Origin of the sequence: Kocuria sp. LHG3120 (assembly GCF_049897445.1) — a bacterium.
GTDB lineage: Bacteria > Actinomycetota > Actinomycetes > Actinomycetales > Micrococcaceae > Kocuria > Kocuria rosea.
Window position 1 is genome coordinate 164618 of record NZ_JAFCWG010000006.1, and the last position, 14534, is coordinate 179151.

Annotated in this window: 20 protein-coding genes and 1 tRNA gene; 15 read left to right on the forward strand and 6 right to left on the reverse strand. The window is 71.3% G+C overall.

Translation table 11 applies throughout. The features are described from left to right. The first annotated feature begins 4 nt into the window (after positions 1–4). Together ACP7CD_RS13175 and ACP7CD_RS13180 are read left to right on the forward strand one after the other, a co-directional pair. Positions 5–1468: a S8 family serine peptidase gene (locus tag ACP7CD_RS13175; protein WP_323632890.1), complete on the forward strand. Its 1464-nt coding sequence runs from the start codon at positions 5–7 to the stop codon at positions 1466–1468. Positions 1469–1543: 75 nt separating this feature from the next. Beyond that, positions 1544–2953, forward strand: coding sequence for an NAD(P)/FAD-dependent oxidoreductase (locus ACP7CD_RS13180; protein ID WP_017832200.1), 1410 nt, complete (start codon positions 1544–1546; stop codon positions 2951–2953). A 129-nt stretch (positions 2954–3082) separates the two neighbouring features. On the opposite strand, the gene ACP7CD_RS13185 is transcribed toward ACP7CD_RS13180, so the two are convergent. Beyond that, positions 3083–3328 carry a hypothetical protein gene (locus ACP7CD_RS13185; protein ID WP_336650234.1) on the reverse strand — a complete coding sequence of 82 codons (246 nt, stop codon included), beginning with the start codon at positions 3326–3328 and terminating at the stop codon, positions 3083–3085. A gap of 288 nt (positions 3329–3616) precedes the next feature. On the opposite strand from ACP7CD_RS13185, the gene ACP7CD_RS13190 reads away from it, so the two are divergent. The 5 genes from ACP7CD_RS13190 (at position 3617) to ACP7CD_RS13210 (ending at position 5826) form a co-directional block, all read left to right on the forward strand. Next, a tRNA-Leu gene (locus tag ACP7CD_RS13190) sits at positions 3617–3690 on the forward strand. A gap of 372 nt (positions 3691–4062) precedes the next feature. Then, positions 4063–4773, forward strand: a complete 711-nt coding sequence (locus ACP7CD_RS13195; protein WP_426120360.1) for a hypothetical protein — start codon at positions 4063–4065, stop codon at positions 4771–4773. A 39-nt stretch (positions 4774–4812) separates the two neighbouring features. After that, positions 4813–4977, forward strand: a complete 165-nt coding sequence (locus ACP7CD_RS13200) for a hypothetical protein (RefSeq protein WP_426120361.1) — start codon at positions 4813–4815, stop codon at positions 4975–4977. A gap of 460 nt (positions 4978–5437) precedes the next feature. Next, on the forward strand, positions 5438–5632 hold the full coding sequence (locus ACP7CD_RS13205; protein ID WP_426120362.1) for a hypothetical protein: 195 nt from the start codon (positions 5438–5440) through the stop codon (positions 5630–5632). Then, positions 5632–5826: a hypothetical protein gene (locus ACP7CD_RS13210; RefSeq protein WP_426120363.1), complete on the forward strand. Its 195-nt coding sequence runs from the start codon at positions 5632–5634 to the stop codon at positions 5824–5826. Before ACP7CD_RS13205 ends, ACP7CD_RS13210 begins: the two co-directional genes overlap by 1 nt. A gap of 236 nt (positions 5827–6062) precedes the next feature. Here the strand turns inward: ACP7CD_RS13210 and ACP7CD_RS13215 are convergent, their stop codons facing one another. Both ACP7CD_RS13215 and ACP7CD_RS13220 read right to left on the reverse strand, forming a co-directional pair. Then, entirely contained in the window at positions 6063–6515 is a 453-nt protein-coding gene (locus ACP7CD_RS13215) for a helix-turn-helix domain-containing protein (RefSeq protein WP_426120364.1), read from the reverse strand. Beyond that, positions 6512–7081 (reverse strand): hypothetical protein, encoded by a 570-nt coding sequence (locus tag ACP7CD_RS13220; protein ID WP_426120365.1) that lies wholly within the window; start codon positions 7079–7081, stop codon positions 6512–6514. The genes ACP7CD_RS13215 and ACP7CD_RS13220 overlap by 4 nt, the downstream gene beginning before the upstream one ends. 554 nt (positions 7082–7635) lie before the next feature. On the opposite strand from ACP7CD_RS13220, the gene ACP7CD_RS13225 reads away from it, so the two are divergent. The 3 genes from ACP7CD_RS13225 (at position 7636) to ACP7CD_RS13235 (ending at position 9241) form a co-directional block, all read left to right on the forward strand. Next, the gene (locus ACP7CD_RS13225; RefSeq protein ID WP_426120366.1) at positions 7636–8136 is read left to right on the forward strand and encodes a hypothetical protein; all 501 of its coding nucleotides are present in this window, start codon (positions 7636–7638) and stop codon (positions 8134–8136) included. 71 nt (positions 8137–8207) lie between these two features. Continuing rightward, entirely contained in the window at positions 8208–8399 is a 192-nt protein-coding gene (locus tag ACP7CD_RS13230) for a hypothetical protein (RefSeq protein WP_426120367.1), read from the forward strand. Positions 8400–8776: 377 nt separating this feature from the next. Continuing rightward, positions 8777–9241: an ester cyclase gene (locus ACP7CD_RS13235; protein WP_426120368.1), complete on the forward strand. Its 465-nt coding sequence runs from the start codon at positions 8777–8779 to the stop codon at positions 9239–9241. A 69-nt stretch (positions 9242–9310) separates the two neighbouring features. Here ACP7CD_RS13235 and ACP7CD_RS13240 read toward each other — a convergent pair whose 3' ends face one another. Then, the gene (locus ACP7CD_RS13240; RefSeq protein WP_426120369.1) at positions 9311–9472 is read right to left on the reverse strand and encodes a hypothetical protein; all 162 of its coding nucleotides are present in this window, start codon (positions 9470–9472) and stop codon (positions 9311–9313) included. Between the two features lie 234 nt (positions 9473–9706). Between ACP7CD_RS13240 and ACP7CD_RS13245 the strand changes: the two genes are divergently transcribed. From ACP7CD_RS13245 to ACP7CD_RS13260, 4 genes are all read left to right on the forward strand, one after another. Continuing rightward, the gene (locus ACP7CD_RS13245) at positions 9707–10111 is read left to right on the forward strand and encodes a hypothetical protein (protein WP_368796499.1); all 405 of its coding nucleotides are present in this window, start codon (positions 9707–9709) and stop codon (positions 10109–10111) included. A 112-nt stretch (positions 10112–10223) separates the two neighbouring features. Further along, positions 10224–10736 (forward strand): hypothetical protein, encoded by a 513-nt coding sequence (locus tag ACP7CD_RS13250; RefSeq protein ID WP_336650231.1) that lies wholly within the window; start codon positions 10224–10226, stop codon positions 10734–10736. A gap of 39 nt (positions 10737–10775) precedes the next feature. Further along, on the forward strand, positions 10776–11345 hold the full coding sequence (locus tag ACP7CD_RS13255; protein WP_426120370.1) for a dihydrofolate reductase family protein: 570 nt from the start codon (positions 10776–10778) through the stop codon (positions 11343–11345). Between the two features lie 28 nt (positions 11346–11373). Continuing rightward, entirely contained in the window at positions 11374–11850 is a 477-nt protein-coding gene (locus ACP7CD_RS13260; protein ID WP_336650229.1) for a hypothetical protein, read from the forward strand. Between the two features lie 379 nt (positions 11851–12229). On the opposite strand, the gene ACP7CD_RS13265 is transcribed toward ACP7CD_RS13260, so the two are convergent. Next, positions 12230–12766 carry a hypothetical protein gene (locus ACP7CD_RS13265; RefSeq protein WP_426120371.1) on the reverse strand — a complete coding sequence of 179 codons (537 nt, stop codon included), beginning with the start codon at positions 12764–12766 and terminating at the stop codon, positions 12230–12232. Positions 12767–12846: 80 nt separating this feature from the next. Then, on the reverse strand, positions 12847–13680 hold the full coding sequence (locus ACP7CD_RS13270) for a hypothetical protein (protein ID WP_336650227.1): 834 nt from the start codon (positions 13678–13680) through the stop codon (positions 12847–12849). Between the two features lie 631 nt (positions 13681–14311). Here ACP7CD_RS13270 and ACP7CD_RS13275 point away from each other — a divergent pair. Continuing rightward, positions 14312–14524 carry a hypothetical protein gene (locus tag ACP7CD_RS13275; protein WP_336650226.1) on the forward strand — a complete coding sequence of 71 codons (213 nt, stop codon included), beginning with the start codon at positions 14312–14314 and terminating at the stop codon, positions 14522–14524. The last annotated feature ends 10 nt before the right edge of the window (positions 14525–14534 follow it).

Genomic DNA, 14534 nt, shown 5'->3' on the forward strand with positions numbered 1-14534 from the left:
ACACATGTCTCCCAGCGCACCCCGCCCCCGCCCCCCGCGCCACCGCGCCCTCACCCGGTGGGGCGCGGTGGGGGCGGCCTCGGCCGTGGTCGGCGCCGGCGCGCTGGTCCTGCCCGGGGCGGGGCCGGCGCAGGCCCGGCCCCCGGAGCCCGGCCCCGCCCCCAGCATCCCGCTCGAGGACCCCGTCAGCGTGGCACCCCCACCCGGTGACGGCGCCACCCCCGCCCCGGACACCTCCCGCATCGCCGAGGACGGGATCCGTCCGCTGCAGTACTGGCTGGACGAGTACGGCGTGCGGGAGGCCTGGGCGGAGTCCACGGGGGAGGGCGTGCGCATCGCCGTCATCGACACCGGGGTGGACGGCTCGCACCAGGACCTGGAGGGCGCCGTGGTGGGCGGCACCGACGTCTCGGGCGGCGGTTCCGCCGACGGCCAGGAGGGTCTCGGCACCGAGCCCGAGCACGGGACCCTCGTGGCGTCCGTGGCCGCGGGCCGCGGCCACGTGCCTCCGGGCGGGCGGGACGACGACGCCCCGGGCCGGCCCGCCGGCATCGTGGGCGTGGCCCCGGACGCCGAGGTGCTCGCCGTGTCCACCTGGCTGGGCGACGAGAGCCCGGAGGTCCGCAGCGTCGACGAGCAGCTCCCAGACGCCGTCCGGTGGGCCGTGGACAACGGGGCGGACGTCATCAACATGTCGGTGGGCTCCAACGCCACCTCGTGGCCCGAGAGCTGGGACGAGGCCTTCCTCTACGCCGAGGAGAAGGACGTGCTCGTCGTCGCCTCCGCGGGCAACCGGGGGTCGGGGCTGGTCCAGGTCGGCGCCCCCGCCACCATCCCCGGCGTGCTGACGGTGGGCGGCGTGGGTCGCACGGGAGAGGCGAGCTGGGAGTCCTCCTCGCAGGGGATCTCGATCGCCGTGGCCGGCCCGTCCGAGGACATGGTGGGCGCCATCCCCGGCGACCGCTACGCCTCGTGGGCCGGGACGTCCGCGTCCGCCCCGGTCGTGGCCGGCACCGCCGCGCTGATCAAGGCGAAGTGGCCGGAGATGAGCTCCGCCCAGATCGCGAACCGCATCGTCTCCACCGCCCGGGACACCGGCTCGCCGGGCAAGGACCCGCTCTACGGGTACGGGGTGCTGGACGTCGAGGCCGCGCTCACGGAGGACGTCCCCGAGGTCGACCGCAGTCCCCTGGGCAGCATGGAGCAGTGGGTGCGGGTGCACCGCCGCAGCGCCGCGGCGACCCCCACGGCGGGCCCGGCCGAGAGCTCGGCGCCCGTCACGGAGGAGGTCGAGGCGGAGGTCGCCCCGCCCGAGCCCGTCGCCCCGATCGACGAGACCGGGCTGCTGCCTGTCGTGGTGCTCGCCGGGTTCGGGCTGCTCGTGCTGGGCCTCACGGCGGGTGCCGTGGTGCACATCCGCCGCATCGTGGCCGCCGACCCGGACGGGGGCCCGGGCGGCCGTCCCTGAGGCGTGCGCCGGAACACGGCGCGGAGGCCCCGGACGAGAACCGATATCGACAGCGTTCTGAGTAGACTCGGGGGCATGTCTTTCACTCAACTGGCCAAGGACCGTCCGCGCCTTCTGATCGTCGGCGGCGGCTACGTCGGCTTCACCGTGGCGCAGGAACTGCAGAAGCGGATCAAGGACTCCGGCGGAGTCGTGACCGTGGTGGATCCCAACCCGTACATGATGTACCTCCCCTTCCTGCCCGAGGTGGCCGGCGGCAACGTCTCCGCCCGCAGCGCGGTGGTGCCCCACCGGCAGCACCTCAAGGACTGCGAGATCGTCACCGGGCACGTGCTCGGCGTCGACCACGCGAACCGCACCGCGACCGTCAAGGGCATCGACGAGGGCGAGACCTTCGAGCTGACCTACGACGAGGTCGTCATCGCCGGCGGCTCCGTGACCCGCGCCTTCCCGATCGAGGGCCTCGCCGAGAACGGCATCGGCCTCAAGACCATCGAGGAGGCCGTGGCGGTGCGCAACTGGGTGCTCGAGCGCATCGAGGTCGCCTCCCTCACCACCGACGAGGAGGCCAAGCGCCGGGCGCTGACCTTCGTGGTGGTCGGCGGCGGCTACGCCGGCACCGAGACGATCGCCGAGATCGAGGACATGGCCCGCAGCGCCGTCGAGCGCAACGAGCGGCTCACGGTCTCCGACCTGCGCTTCGTGCTCATCGAGGCCATGGGCCGGATCATGCCCGAGGTCTCCGAGGAGCGCGCGGAGAAGGTCGTGGCGCACCTGCGCAGCCGCGGCATCGAGGTGCTGCTCAACACGTCGCTCGCCTCCGCGGTGGACAAGCACCTGAAGCTCGTCAACATGCAGGACAAGTCCCCGGCCGGCGAGTTCGGCACCGACACCCTGATCTGGACCGCCGGGGTGCAGGCGAACCCGCTCGTCAAGAGCACGGACTTCCCGCTCGACGAGCGCGGCCGCGTCCGTGCCGGGGCCGACCTGCGGATCACCGGCGACGACGGGCCCCTCGAGGGTGCCTGGGCCGCCGGCGACGTCTCCGCCGTCCCGGACCTCACCGGTGGGGGAGTCGGCGGGTTCTGCGTCCCCAACGCCCAGCACGCGGTGCGCCAGGCGCACACGATGGCCAAGAACATCATGGCCGCCCGCGCGGGCAAGCCGCTCGAGGACTACTACCACGAGAACCTCGGCGCGGTCGCCGGGCTCGGCCTCTACAAGGGCGTGGCCAGCATCAAGGGCCTCCCCGGTCTGCCGGCGAAGGGCCTGGAGTTCTCCGGCGTCGCCGCGTGGGCGATGCACCGGCTCTACCACGGCTACGCGATCCCCACCGTGGACCGCAAGGCCCGCGTCTTCACCGAGTGGGCCCTGAACTTCGTGTTCGGCCGGGACACCACCACGCTGCGCCACGAGCGGGACCCGCGCACGCGGTTCCAGACCGCTGCTGGCAAGGCCCCCGCCCCGCGCAAGGCCAACCTCTGATCCGATCCGTCCACCGCTCGACCCCGTCCCGGCCACGTGCCGCGGCGGGGTCGAGCCGTTCCACGGGGCCGTGACGCCCCCGTCCCGGCCCCGGTGGCGCCTGCCCCGGGGCCGGCAGCCCGCCGTCCGTCAGCCGGTGTTGCGGGGGTGGGCGATCTCGCGGGCGTCCAGTTCCACGCTCAGCTCCTGGTGGCGCTCGAGCGTGACCGGGTGGGCGCCGGACGCGCTGCCGAGGTACTCGCGGTCGAGCTGCCGGCCGACCCTGCTGTGCAGGACGTGCAGCTCAGCCAGGGACAGCTCGGTCAGGTCGGCCGGGAACGCGTCCTCCGGCGCCAGGTAGGTCCTGCCGGTGGGCCGGGCGACGACCTCGCTCATGCCGCGGTCGTCCGGAACGGCGTCGGGGTACTCCCGCACGGGGCGGGGGCCGGGGGACGTCCGGATCCCGGCGGGAACCGGTAGGACGGGAGAACGGGGTGGTGCACGGGGGCAGCCTCCTGCGGATGCGACGACATCGCGGCCGGCTGCTCGACCACCGTGCCAGCGTACTGGATCCGGCGACCGGCCGACAGGTGCGGCTCCCGGCCGCGGCCCCGGCCCGTCCCGGTGCTGGGAGCGGGACGAGACGATAGGGTGGGCGGCGTCCCGGTGACGTGTCCGGGACCGGCCCCCATAGCCCAATCGGCAGAGGCAGCGGACTTAAAATCCGCTCAGTGTCAGTTCGAGTCTGACTGGGGGCACTGGGGAGCAGTGAAACAGCGCGGAAGTCGGCCGGGTCGGTCACCGTCACGGGTGGCCTGTTCGCCCTCCGTCCTCCACTCTCGACACGACAGCTGCACGTGGGCGGCGCGGGGTCAGCCCGGGGGGTTGATCGGTGGGGCCTGGTGCGCTGGTGCTGATGCAGAGGCGTAGGAGTTCCCAGCATCCCGAGTACCGCGACAAGCCTCTGGGGGCCTGTCCCATGCATCCGCCGCGGGACTGCCGCACCGATAGGTGACACGGTGTCACGTGGTCGTGCGGCAGTCCCGGCTCCGAGCAGCTCTCAGCGACGTCTGAGATTCCACACCCAGCCTGGAACGGACCCGACCCGCCACCACGACGAGGAGGGTCCCATGGCCGATCATGCGACCACCCGACGACATCTCCCGGCGCCGCTGCCCACCGGCGCACCGGACAGCGGCCCAGGGATCCTCGACGAGGCCTCCGTGCAGACCCTGGTGGAGTCGGCCGGCGGCTCTGCCGCTCTGGACGCCGAGGGGACCGCGAGTGACTCCGTGCAGCCGGTGGAGGTCGATTCCCTGCTCGGTTCCGATGCGATGGACGAGACGGTCTCCGCCGTGCTGGCGATCCGCGACGACCACCTGGAGGCCTGGTCTCGGCCGAGGTCTTCTTCGGAACTCACTGGGATCTTGGCAGACCCCGAGCACGACCCGGACCCCGATCCGGACCCCGATCTGGACAACGTGCCGGACGAACTGCAGGTGCCCGGTGAGGTCGTCGAGAAGTCGAACCCGGCCGATCGGCGCCCGGACGTTGACCGGCTGCGCGCGGTGCGCACAGGGGAGGGGACCGCGACCCTCTGCGTCGGCTGGCCGGAGGACAGCGACACCCTCGCGCTGCCGGCGCGGATCTGTGAGCAGGGGCGCGCATCTGCTCAGACGACCCGGCGGGAGGAGCGGCTTCCTTCACCTCCCATGCGTGCGGACGGCCGGTCGGACGACGACAGCTCAGGAGATCGCGGAGATCTTCCCACCGAGGTCCTTCTGCAGGTGGTTCAGCGGCGCCTCGGTCTCGGCGAGGACCATCCAATCGGCGCCTTGTAGCGCGAAGCCATCCGGCGCGCTGTCGAAGTCCTCGTCCAGTTGCGCGAGCCGTTCCTCGGAACCGGTCACGACGGGCCCGAACTCGTCCCCGCACCCCAGGAGAGGGGAGCCTGCGAACTGGCACTCTTCGGCCACCCCGACTGCACCACCCTCGACGCCGAGCAGATCTGCCAGGGGCGCGAGGACGCGGAGGACCAGTCGTGACGGTCCTGACCACCGAGCAGGCCGTCGTCACGCTGGTGATGACCCGCGGGGACGGCACCTGCTGCACCACCCGGATCACCGACAGCAAGGTGACCGCCGACCCGCTGGCGCGGGCTGCCTCCGTGGCGTCTTCGCTGGTGCGATCCCGTCGGGAGGCGACCGTCGCGGTCACAGCCAACGACGACGACGCCGCCACGCCCGCCGGCCGGACCCGGTCGCCTTCCTCGGGCAGAAGCCGTGCATCTGACCGAGGACCCACCGGCTCATCGGCTCCGCCTGTCGGGCTGACGACAAGCCGCGCCCGTTCGTCCAGGACCTCACCGACCCGCAGTCCGTTGGCCCGCGATGCGGCTGCCTGCCCGCCGTGCAGGCCTCCTGACCGACGGCGCGGGGTCGCGCTCGCGCGTCGCTACGCTGTCGACATGGTTCAGACAAGTGTGACCGGGGCGGTGCTCTGCTGATGCCGGCCGACGAGGTCCTCCGGGCGGCCGGCTACTCGCTGCTGCTGGCCGGGTTCCTGTTCATGATCCGCTGGTGGGTGGAGACCCGCGGCAAGGACCGGGGCGCCCGGGACCGGAAGATCGCGCTCGTGCTCATGGCCGCCTCGCTGCTCTGCACGCTGGTCGCCATCATGCTCAGTCCGGGAGACACCTGATGCCGACGTCGCTGCAGCTCAACCTGCTCGCCCTCGGGTTCCTGACCGCCGGACTGGCGTTCCTGGCGCATGGCTTGGTCGACGGCAAGGGCACGATGCCCAAGGGCCGGGATCGCCGTGCCGCGGCCAGCCTGTTGGCGATCGCGGCGGTGCTGTTCCTGGCCGCCGGCGGCTTCCTGATGTCCGGGTACTGAAGGTTCGCACCTTGGACAGCACTGTGGCGGCCCGGCTGGGAAGGCGGGCCGCCACGGGCTACGCGCGCCGACAGGGGCACTGCGTGCTGCGCGGCCACGCCCCCCGACGTGGCCTGCGCTGTGTCGGGCCGCTCGTAAGCTGCTCACCGACAGCTTCAGCTTAGAGAGCCTGACCGCACCCCGGCAGCCCCACTTCTGTGCACAAGCATGTGGTGCTGCGACGCCGATTGCCTGGACTACTTCGGCGCCTCGACGATCTGCAGGCCCGGAACGTCCTCGGCGACTTGGTAGGCGACGGCCCGCCACCACCTGGCCGTGAGCGGCAACGGTGCGCCCGGCAGATCGAGGGCCGGCATGTCGGCGTCGCGGTCGTAGACCTCGAAGACCGGGGCGGGCCCGGCGTGCTCGAGCAGATGGGCGGCCAGGTGATCTGCGACCTCGGCGGTGTACGCCTCGATCCGTTCCACGTCCTCGCGCACCCCGTCGGGGATGGGACGCCGGCCCGACTTCCAGTCGTCGACCGAGCGCACCCCGACGTTCAGGGCTGCGGCGAGCTGCTCGCGGGACAGGCCCAGGGCCTCGCGCACGACCTTCAGCTCGATCGGCGTCATCCGCCCGTCGTCCGGCACCAGCCCTGCGGGCTTCGGCTGCTGTCGCGACTGCGCCCAGGCGGCCAGGTCCTCGCTCACGAGCCCTCCACCGTCTCCCCGGTGTCGTCGTCGGGGTGGGCGGCGCCAAAGGCCCAGTTCCACGGGGTGGTCAGGAAGTCGTAGGCCTCCTGCGGGAAGCCGTCGGCGTCGATCAGGTCACGGGCGGCCAGGGCGATCAAGGTGTGGCCCACCGGGATCTCGAAGCTGGTGGCCGTGGCCGCAGCGGCGCGCTCCAGATCGTCCCCGGACGGGGGCGTGGCGTTCGGGCGGGTGTGCCGGTGCATCCGCAGGAACAGGCCCGTGGCGATCACCTGGGACAGGTTCCGCCACGAGCCGAGGATCTGGTCCAGGGCGTCCTGGCGCCCGGCGGCGGCCGCGGCGCTGACGGCCAGCTTCACGGCGGCGAGACCGAGCGCGTCGTAGTCGACCTCGGCGGGGGCGTTGTCGGTGACGAACTTCTGGTGGAGCTCGGAGGCCTTGCGCAGCGCCTGGGACTCGTCGAGCCCGATGTCGGCGGCCTTCTCGAAGACGGCTTGCACCTGCGGGCTCTGGGGGCCGGTGGCGGCGGTGAGGAGTTCGGGGTTCTGCCAGATGGGGGTGCTCATCGCGGTGCTCCTCGGGGGGTCGGAGGCGGTGAGCGACGTGCTCGCCCGGTGCCTGCTGGTCGCACCGTAGCAGTCGTCCTGACGGCGACAACCAAACCTGCAAGAGCAGGGACCCCTCCGGTCGCGTTCGCTGCTCGCGTCTGAGGATCGCCCGATTGATGGCCTCGAAACGCTGTGGGCAACCATAGGAGGCGAGGACCTTCGGCGGGTCCTCGGCGATGAAGCGGCCGTCGGTGGCGCGCGGATGCCGGTGGTCCAGCAAGGTCAGCATGCCCGAAGTGTGTGCGGCCTGCCAGTTGCCGCCCTGCGCCCGTACTCCAGCCGCTTCGGCCTCCTGTCGGAGAGGAGCACGCGGCCCCACCGTCGAGGAAGCGGGGGCGCTGGCATGGACTACCTCCGTGATCGGATCGTGCACTGGCCGGGCGTACCGACCACCCCGGACGGTCTTCGCCGTGCCTTTCGGGCCGGTGCCGGTACGACTTCCATGTGCGCGGAGACACGTCCTGGTCCGGCTGGCTATCCTGAAGCCACGACATCAGAGCTGGGGGAGGCTCATGGGGATCAGGACCGAGCTCACGAACATGTCCGGTGGGTGGGTCTTCCTGCTGGGAGTGGTGGGCTTCATCGTCTGGTTCTACGCCTCCGACTGGCTCTGGGATCTGCTGGCAAGCTTCGCGGACTGGCTGGTGTCCATCGGCGGGTACGGGCTGTCCAACGTGGTGTTCGCTGCCCTAGTGGGTGCCGGGTGCTTCGCCGGACTCGACGTCACCAGGCGGCGACTGCGCCGGGTCGAGGCCGACGGGGACCCGGAGCCGATCAACCCGCCCTACGACTACGAGACCACCGCCCGCCCCTCGGTGTGGTTGGGCTGGACCGCCGGCGTCGTCTGCTGGGTCGTCGGGTTCGTGATCCTGGCCGCCGGGTACCCGCAGGTGTTCATCATCGGGCCCGTCGTCGGCACCACCGCCGTCCTGGCCGGCCGGATGGAGGCCGCCCACGCACGGACCATGGATGCACGCCGTGGGATGCCGCCGGCGGTCGCCGGCCCCGGGTGAGGTGACGCCCGCCGGCACAGCTGCGTGGCACGATGCGAGTGAGCACAGTGCCGAAAGTGGGGGAGCAGGGCGTGTCGAGGCGATGGCAGCAGGTGCTCTTCCAAGTGGCGATCATCGTGGCCCTCATCGTGGGGCTGCGTCTGATCCTGGGCGAGTGGAACTGGTGGATGACCGCAATCGGCGTGGCCTCGTTGCTCCTGAGCAACCTGTGGTCCTCGGGCGCCGGTCGCGGCGGGGCGAGCGGCGGGCGGGACAATCCATGACACCGGACCGGTCCCAGCGCGGGCACCGGATCGCGATGCTCGTCGGCGCGGCATTCCTGGTACTCGGGCAGCTCGGCACGTGGCCGCCGGAGACCGGGTTCGAGCGGACCCCTGACCGGGCTCACCGTGGCCGTAGTCCTCATCGCCGTTTCACTGTCGGTCTACGAGTGGCGGCAGGGCCGGAAGGCTGGCCCCGAGGACTGAGCTTTCTGGACGTGCCGAACGCCCCGGTCTCCGTCCTGGTCGAGGTCATCAAGTCATGGCCGGTCACAGGCCTGCGACGATCCCTGCCGAACCCTTGGGGTGTTCGCCTGGCGGTGCCTAGCGTCGAAGCACGACACGTCACGAGGGAAGTGGCATCAGGAGCGGAGGCCATCATGAGTGAGAACCACACATCCGTCGTCGGGCCCGTGCCAGGCGCCGGAGAAGACCGGCGGGAGAAGGTCGATCGGATCTTCCATGCCCTCAACCGTCATGACGCCACCGCGTACGTCGGGTTCTACGGTGCTGACGCGGTCGTCTACACCTCGACCGCCCAGGAACCGGTGCGCGGTACGGCGGTGATCCAGCGGGAGATCCAGCAGTGGTTCACTGCGATGCCGGACATGATGCTGCAACTGGAGGAGCTGCTCGTGGACGGTGCTACGGCAGTGTCCCGGTTCCAGCTCGTGGGCACCCACACCGGGCCCATGGCGACCCCGTCAGGGGAAGTGCCACCGACAGGCAAAAGGGTGTCGATGCCCATGGCGGTCTTCAGCAGAGAGGGTGAGGACGGTCTGATCGTCGAAGAGCACCGCTATCTGGACATGATGGGCTTCCTCCAGCAGCTCGGCCTCGCCTGATCCGCCCCCTGCAGAACGCCCCGGGTTCCGTCGCGGAGCACCGGGGCGTTCGTCGTTTCAGTGGCCGGGTCAGCCGGCGGCGCCGAACATCTCGTCGAGCTCCTCCGGGTCGTGGCTGAACCCCAGGGCCTCGCGCAGCTCGAACCGAACGATCAAGGGCAGCTTGTTGGCCGGGGACGCGCCGATGACCTCGTAGCCCATCTGCACCGGCTCGGGACGCTCCTGAGCCATCGCGCGGGCGATCGGGCTGTGCTCACGGCCCCCTCGTTCGCGGGACCCTCCAGCAGGGCGTAGAGGGAGACGTCCACGACCGCGGTCAGGAACCCGTCCTCGTCGGCAGACGCGGCGATCGTCCCAGCGGGACACCTGCCCTGCCGGGCGTGGCCTCAGCCCCTCGGCGCGCCCTCCGTGAGACCGTCGAAGGCATCGGAGGCTTGTGTCGGTGAAGCGAAGGAGCAGCAGATGATGACCCGGTGCACGCGCGCGATGCTGGCGGTGACGATCGCTCTCGTCGTCGCTGGTTGCTCGCAGGACTCGGTCGACCTGTACGCCGGCGAGCAGACCGAGGACGACACGCTTCCCGCGGAGATCGATGCCGCGGAGTACGGCTGGGATGCCGACAGCTCTCGGTTGCTGGCCATCCACGAGGGCGCCGAGTTCTACCTCGTGGCCGGGGAGGAGGGCGACTGCCTGCTCACCTACGACCCGACGGCAGCCGGGGACTGGGTCGCTGGTTGCACTCCCGGCGGGCGCGTGGGCACCAGCGGGCAGTTGGGCATCAAGGCGGACTTCGCTCCGGCCGGCCTTCCGGGGGAGGAACCAGAGGGATGGGTGCGCCTGACCCCGCAGCTGCAGATCGCGACCAGCTGATCCAGTCGCGTCGCGGCGACAGACTGCGTGCCGCCGGCGGTCGTGCGGAATGTGGGCCGTTGTTCCGGGGACCGGGCCTATCCTCGGCCCGTGTGGTCGGCGATCATGAGGCATGGCCGAGCACGCAGACCCGGAGGAGACACCGCAGTTCGTCACGTTCCAGCCGTGGCGGATCCGGATCGCGATCGCCGTCGTGTTCCTCGTACTGATCGTGGTTGCGGCCGAGCTCGTGCCGGAGGGACCGTATCTGCTGACGACCGGACCTGTCTTCGTAGTCGGCTACACAGCGCTCTCGTTCGCTGTGCATCGATCGGTCGTCCTCAGTCTGGGGGACCACGCCGTGGGGATCCGGCAGGGCTGGCGCAAGCAGCAGCAGATCCCGTACGAGCAGATCACCGAAGCAGCCGTCGGGCCGCGCACCGAGTGGTGGCGCATCGGCCGGCGCCGAATGGACGACGGGGCCACCTGCTACCTGATGGGCGGGCCCAGCGTTCGCATCAGCACCGGGTTGGTGTCGGTGGTGGTCTCGGCCGAGGAGTCCTACCGAGTCGTCGGGGCGATCCAGCGGAAGCGCGAGCACGCCGCCGCGGCACGAAGTTCGGACACCGAGCAGGCCGAACGCTGAGACAACCGCGCCGGCGCCACAGCAAGGGAGAGCAACGAGATGAGACCACTTCGATACTCGATCAACGTCACGCTCGACGGCTGCTGCCATCACGAGGCCGGGCTTCCCCCGGACGAGGAGTCGATGCGCTACTGGACCGCTGAGATGGAGCGAGCCGATGCCCTGCTGTTCGGCCGGGTGACCTACGAGATGATGGAGTCGGCGTGGCGGAAGCCGGCCACGGGCACGTGGTCGGACTGGATGGACGAGTGGGAGATCCCGTTCGCCGAGGCCATCGACCGGGTGAAGAAGTACGTCGTGTCGAGCACGCTGAGCGAGGTCGATTGGAATGCCGAGCTGGTGCGAGGCGATGTGGGGCAAGCGGTTCAGCGGCTCAAGCAGGAGCCGGGCGAGGGCCTGTGGGTGGGTGGCGTGACGCTCCCGACGGCGTTGGCGGACCTGGAGCTGATCGACGAGTACGAGTTCGTGGTGCAGCCGGTCCTTGCCGGACACGGGCCGACGCTGCTCGCCGGTCTGCGCGAGCGCATCCAGCTCGAGCTCGTGGACCGCCATAAGTTCCGGTCGGGAGCGGTCGCCCAGCGCTACCGGCCCACGCGAGTGACGGCCTGACGACCCGGGCGAGGACAGCGGCCGGCCGATGCCTGGATACTGGGAGGAGCACCACGACCAGGCGCCGGAGCACGTGCCGCACCTGCCGGTGACCGGCACGGTGCGCACCATCCAGACGTTGCACTACGCCTTCGCCGAGGGCGCGAACCCTGGCGAGCTGATCATCCGACCCGACAGCGAAGTGGCCGTGGAGCTCGACGCCGTTCCCGGCGCCGGCAGGCAGTTGCCGGGGCGCACGCGGGAGCACGAGGTGCTGGCCTACCGGGTGCAGCTGGAGGTCGCCGACGACGCGGAGCTGCCGGCCTACGTGCTGGACGAGCAGGCCTTGCTCGTTCCGGTCATCGGGTCGTCGACCGGTGCGGCAGGTGCGCTATTCGGGTGCAGTCGTCGGTGCGGCGGACACGCCCCAGAAGGCCTCGTAGCCCTCGGCTTCAGCTGCCACCGTGACCGTCTCCGGCGTCGTGTCGTCGGGGGCGCCGAGCTGCACGGTCGTGGTCACCGGTGAGCCCGCGCAGTCCCCTTCGCCGTAGGACCCGTGTTCCCCGCTCAGACTGATCCGTCCGGAGGATAGATCGGCGTCAGCCCCCGGGTCAGCCGGTGCGCACGCCATCGTGACCGCGTACCACCCGGGCTCCACATCGGTCGTCGAACCGGTGGCGCGACTGCCGTCGGTGCCGGTGCTGCCGGCGATGGAGAATCCTCCCTCGGCGACAGCAGGAAGGGTGTTGGCCGCCCACGTTTCGAGGTCGACCGAGGGAGCCGATGAGGACTCCGTCGACGGGCCGCAGGCTGTGATCATCAGCAACACAGCGGCGGCAGCCAGGGCTGCGGACGTACGGCTTGTCATGTCCGTCACCCTAGTGCCCCGCCGGGGCAGCAGGCCGTCAGACGGTGCGGGCGGCGGCGTGCAGGGCGTCCAGGTAGGCCCAGCCGCGGCGGGCGCGGAGGACCGGGACCACTGCGATCAGCATCATCAGGACGGCGGTCACCGCCCACCACGTCTCGGTGCGCAGGATCCAGACGGCGACGACGCCGGCGATCCCGGCCACGATCGTGGCCGCCGACTCCAGCTGAGTGCAAGCCAGCACCCCGGCGGCGACGCGGGTGCCCGGATCGTCCGGGACCAGACCGGAGGAGGCGGTGATCCCGATCGATCGGCGCAGCGCTCCCTTGTCCTGGTGGACGTCGAGGCGGGCACGGGGCGCCTGGACGAGGCGCTGCACGATGAGCGCCAGTCCCAGGAGCAGAGCCGGTCCGAAGGTGACCCAGGGGCTGCGTGCGGTACCGCTGTCGTCCAGTCCCCAGTGGACCAGGGCTGGGAACCCGACCGTGAGCACGGCGGCCGCCGGCACGGCGCGGGCGAGGACCTGGCCGCCGGTCGGCACGGGTACCTCGGCGGTCTGCTGGGCGGACTCGTTCATGGTGCCGAGGCTACCGGCCCCGTCCGGGCGCCGGCGCGCACGGCCACGAGGCCGGCGGCGGAGATCGTGACGCCGGCGGGTCATCGCAGGAGGTTCCGCTGCAGCCACAGGGTGCACCACATCTTCAGTCGCAGCTCGTCCCAGCCGGGGACGTCGACGATCAGGGCGGCGGGTCCGTACCGGTGGACCGATACGACGCCGTCGCGATCGCACAGCTCGGAGATCAGCAACGGCACGATCTCCGGGCGCTCGGCCGGGATGTCCTCGCGCAGGCCCAGGTCGAAGCAGTCGAGCTCGGCGACGACCGTCACCAGCGGCTCGTCGACGGCAGCGGCCTCCGGTCCTCGCCCGTTCAGGGCGTCGACGGCCCGCTGGACGTGGGTGCGCATCTCGGTGCCGGACATCGGATCGCGGCCGTGGGCCGACTGGTAAACGCTGTAGAGCGGCAGGGCCGGCAGGAAGATCTGGTGGTGGTCCGAGGCGAGCACCGGGTAGTTCAGCAGCGGGTGGTCACTGATGCGGTGCTCACCGACCTGCCAGGACGCAGCGGGGACCGCAGCGGTCAGGAGCTGGCCGAGGTAGGTGGCGAAGCCGTCGACGAGTGCGATCGTGGCGGCCGGTGGGTGCGGGTCCACGAGTCTTCCGTGGCGTGCCCAGGACGGCCAGGAGGGGCGGGTGGCGTCTTCTTCCAGTGACCGCGGGTCGACGCCGAGCCGCGCGGCCCGAGCGGTGAGCCATGCCCACAGCGGGGAGACGGAGTAGAGGGACCGGTCGAGCGTCTCACGCGTGTCCAAGCCGGCGCCGGTCAGTGCTGCGCGAAGCCTCTCCAGGGCCGGTTCGCGTTCGGCGAGGTAGACGTCGAGGGCGTCGGCGGTCTGGCGCGCGTCCATCGACTCGTACGGCTGGTCTCCCATGGGCGTGACCCTACTGCCGGGTTCGCAAGCTGCGGAACCTCTGGTGCGCTTCGCGGCCAGCCGACCCCGGCGGATCGTGTCGAAGGCTCCCGGTTGCGTCTTCGGACTGGGACGGAGTCCGCACGCATGGAGTGCATGAGGAGCCTTCGCCTGAGCGCCACCGAGCGCCTGAAGCAGCTGCGGGACGTCGTCGCAGCACACGAGCGAGCCCCGTCACGCCGCACCGGCCACCAGGAAGAGCGGTCCCTCGGGGAGCAGGTCGCCAAGCACACGAACCCCGAGGGCCCCACTGGTGACGCGGTGCGCGGCCTGCCGGACAACGAGAAGAGGGCAACCCCGGCGACCCAGCTGGAGGACCACCAGAAGTCGTGCACCAAGCACATGCGGCCCCGATGCCGGGGACGAACGTGTAGCGGGAGCAGGCGCAGTCCGCCCTGACCCACGGCGTTGCGCGCCCGGTGCCCTCCGCGCGCTGGTGGTCGTGTGAGAGCTCTATCGCCACCGGGGTGCCCCGGTGCACAATCTGATCATGCGAGGACCTCGTGAGCGCTCCACCGGCCCGACGGGATCCTCGATCATCCGCCCGCCGAGCCCGGCGATCGGCCGGAGAGAACCAGGGAGGGGAGCCGCGATGAGCGACGACGAGTGCCCGGACTGCGAGTACGGGACGGTGGCCCGTTACCGGGTGCAGGCCACCGGCGCGCTCGTCCACGTCTGCGACGAGTGCGACGCGCTGTGGGAGGACGACGACGACCGGACGGAGCCGTCGGCGACCACGGTCGACCAGTACCTGAACCTGCGCGGGCTGCCGCTGCTGTGGAGCGGGCTGGTGTCGGCAGTCTGAGCCGGGCAGC

What these genes read in the sequence shown, in the direction of transcription:
- ACP7CD_RS13220 (WP_426120365.1), bottom strand. Translation starts at nt 7,081, where the DNA reads ATGAGCACCCCCATCTGGCAGAACCCCGAACTCCTCACCGCCGCCACC.
- ACP7CD_RS13250 (WP_336650231.1), top strand. Translation starts at nt 10,224, where the DNA reads ATGGCCGAGCACGCAGACCCGGAGGAGACACCGCAGTTCGTCACGTTC.
- ACP7CD_RS13225 (WP_426120366.1), top strand. Translation starts at nt 7,636, where the DNA reads ATGGGGATCAGGACCGAGCTCACGAACATGTCCGGTGGGTGGGTCTTC.
- ACP7CD_RS13235 (WP_426120368.1), top strand. Translation starts at nt 8,777, where the DNA reads ATGAGTGAGAACCACACATCCGTCGTCGGGCCCGTGCCAGGCGCCGGA.
- ACP7CD_RS13245 (WP_368796499.1), top strand. Translation starts at nt 9,707, where the DNA reads ATGACCCGGTGCACGCGCGCGATGCTGGCGGTGACGATCGCTCTCGTC.
- ACP7CD_RS13240 (WP_426120369.1), bottom strand. Translation starts at nt 9,472, where the DNA reads ATGGCTCAGGAGCGTCCCGAGCCGGTGCAGATGGGCTACGAGGTCATC.
- ACP7CD_RS13210 (WP_426120363.1), top strand. Translation starts at nt 5,632, where the DNA reads ATGCCGACGTCGCTGCAGCTCAACCTGCTCGCCCTCGGGTTCCTGACC.
- ACP7CD_RS13205 (WP_426120362.1), top strand. Translation starts at nt 5,438, where the DNA reads ATGCCGGCCGACGAGGTCCTCCGGGCGGCCGGCTACTCGCTGCTGCTG.
- ACP7CD_RS13180 (WP_017832200.1), top strand. Translation starts at nt 1,544, where the DNA reads ATGTCTTTCACTCAACTGGCCAAGGACCGTCCGCGCCTTCTGATCGTC.
- ACP7CD_RS13260 (WP_336650229.1), top strand. Translation starts at nt 11,374, where the DNA reads ATGCCTGGATACTGGGAGGAGCACCACGACCAGGCGCCGGAGCACGTG.
- ACP7CD_RS13175 (WP_323632890.1), top strand. Translation starts at nt 5, where the DNA reads ATGTCTCCCAGCGCACCCCGCCCCCGCCCCCCGCGCCACCGCGCCCTC.
- ACP7CD_RS13275 (WP_336650226.1), top strand. Translation starts at nt 14,312, where the DNA reads ATGAGCGACGACGAGTGCCCGGACTGCGAGTACGGGACGGTGGCCCGT.
- ACP7CD_RS13255 (WP_426120370.1), top strand. Translation starts at nt 10,776, where the DNA reads ATGAGACCACTTCGATACTCGATCAACGTCACGCTCGACGGCTGCTGC.
- ACP7CD_RS13270 (WP_336650227.1), bottom strand. Translation starts at nt 13,680, where the DNA reads ATGGGAGACCAGCCGTACGAGTCGATGGACGCGCGCCAGACCGCCGAC.
- ACP7CD_RS13195 (WP_426120360.1), top strand. Translation starts at nt 4,063, where the DNA reads ATGGCCGATCATGCGACCACCCGACGACATCTCCCGGCGCCGCTGCCC.
- ACP7CD_RS13265 (WP_426120371.1), bottom strand. Translation starts at nt 12,766, where the DNA reads ATGAACGAGTCCGCCCAGCAGACCGCCGAGGTACCCGTGCCGACCGGC.
- ACP7CD_RS13185 (WP_336650234.1), bottom strand. Translation starts at nt 3,328, where the DNA reads ATGAGCGAGGTCGTCGCCCGGCCCACCGGCAGGACCTACCTGGCGCCG.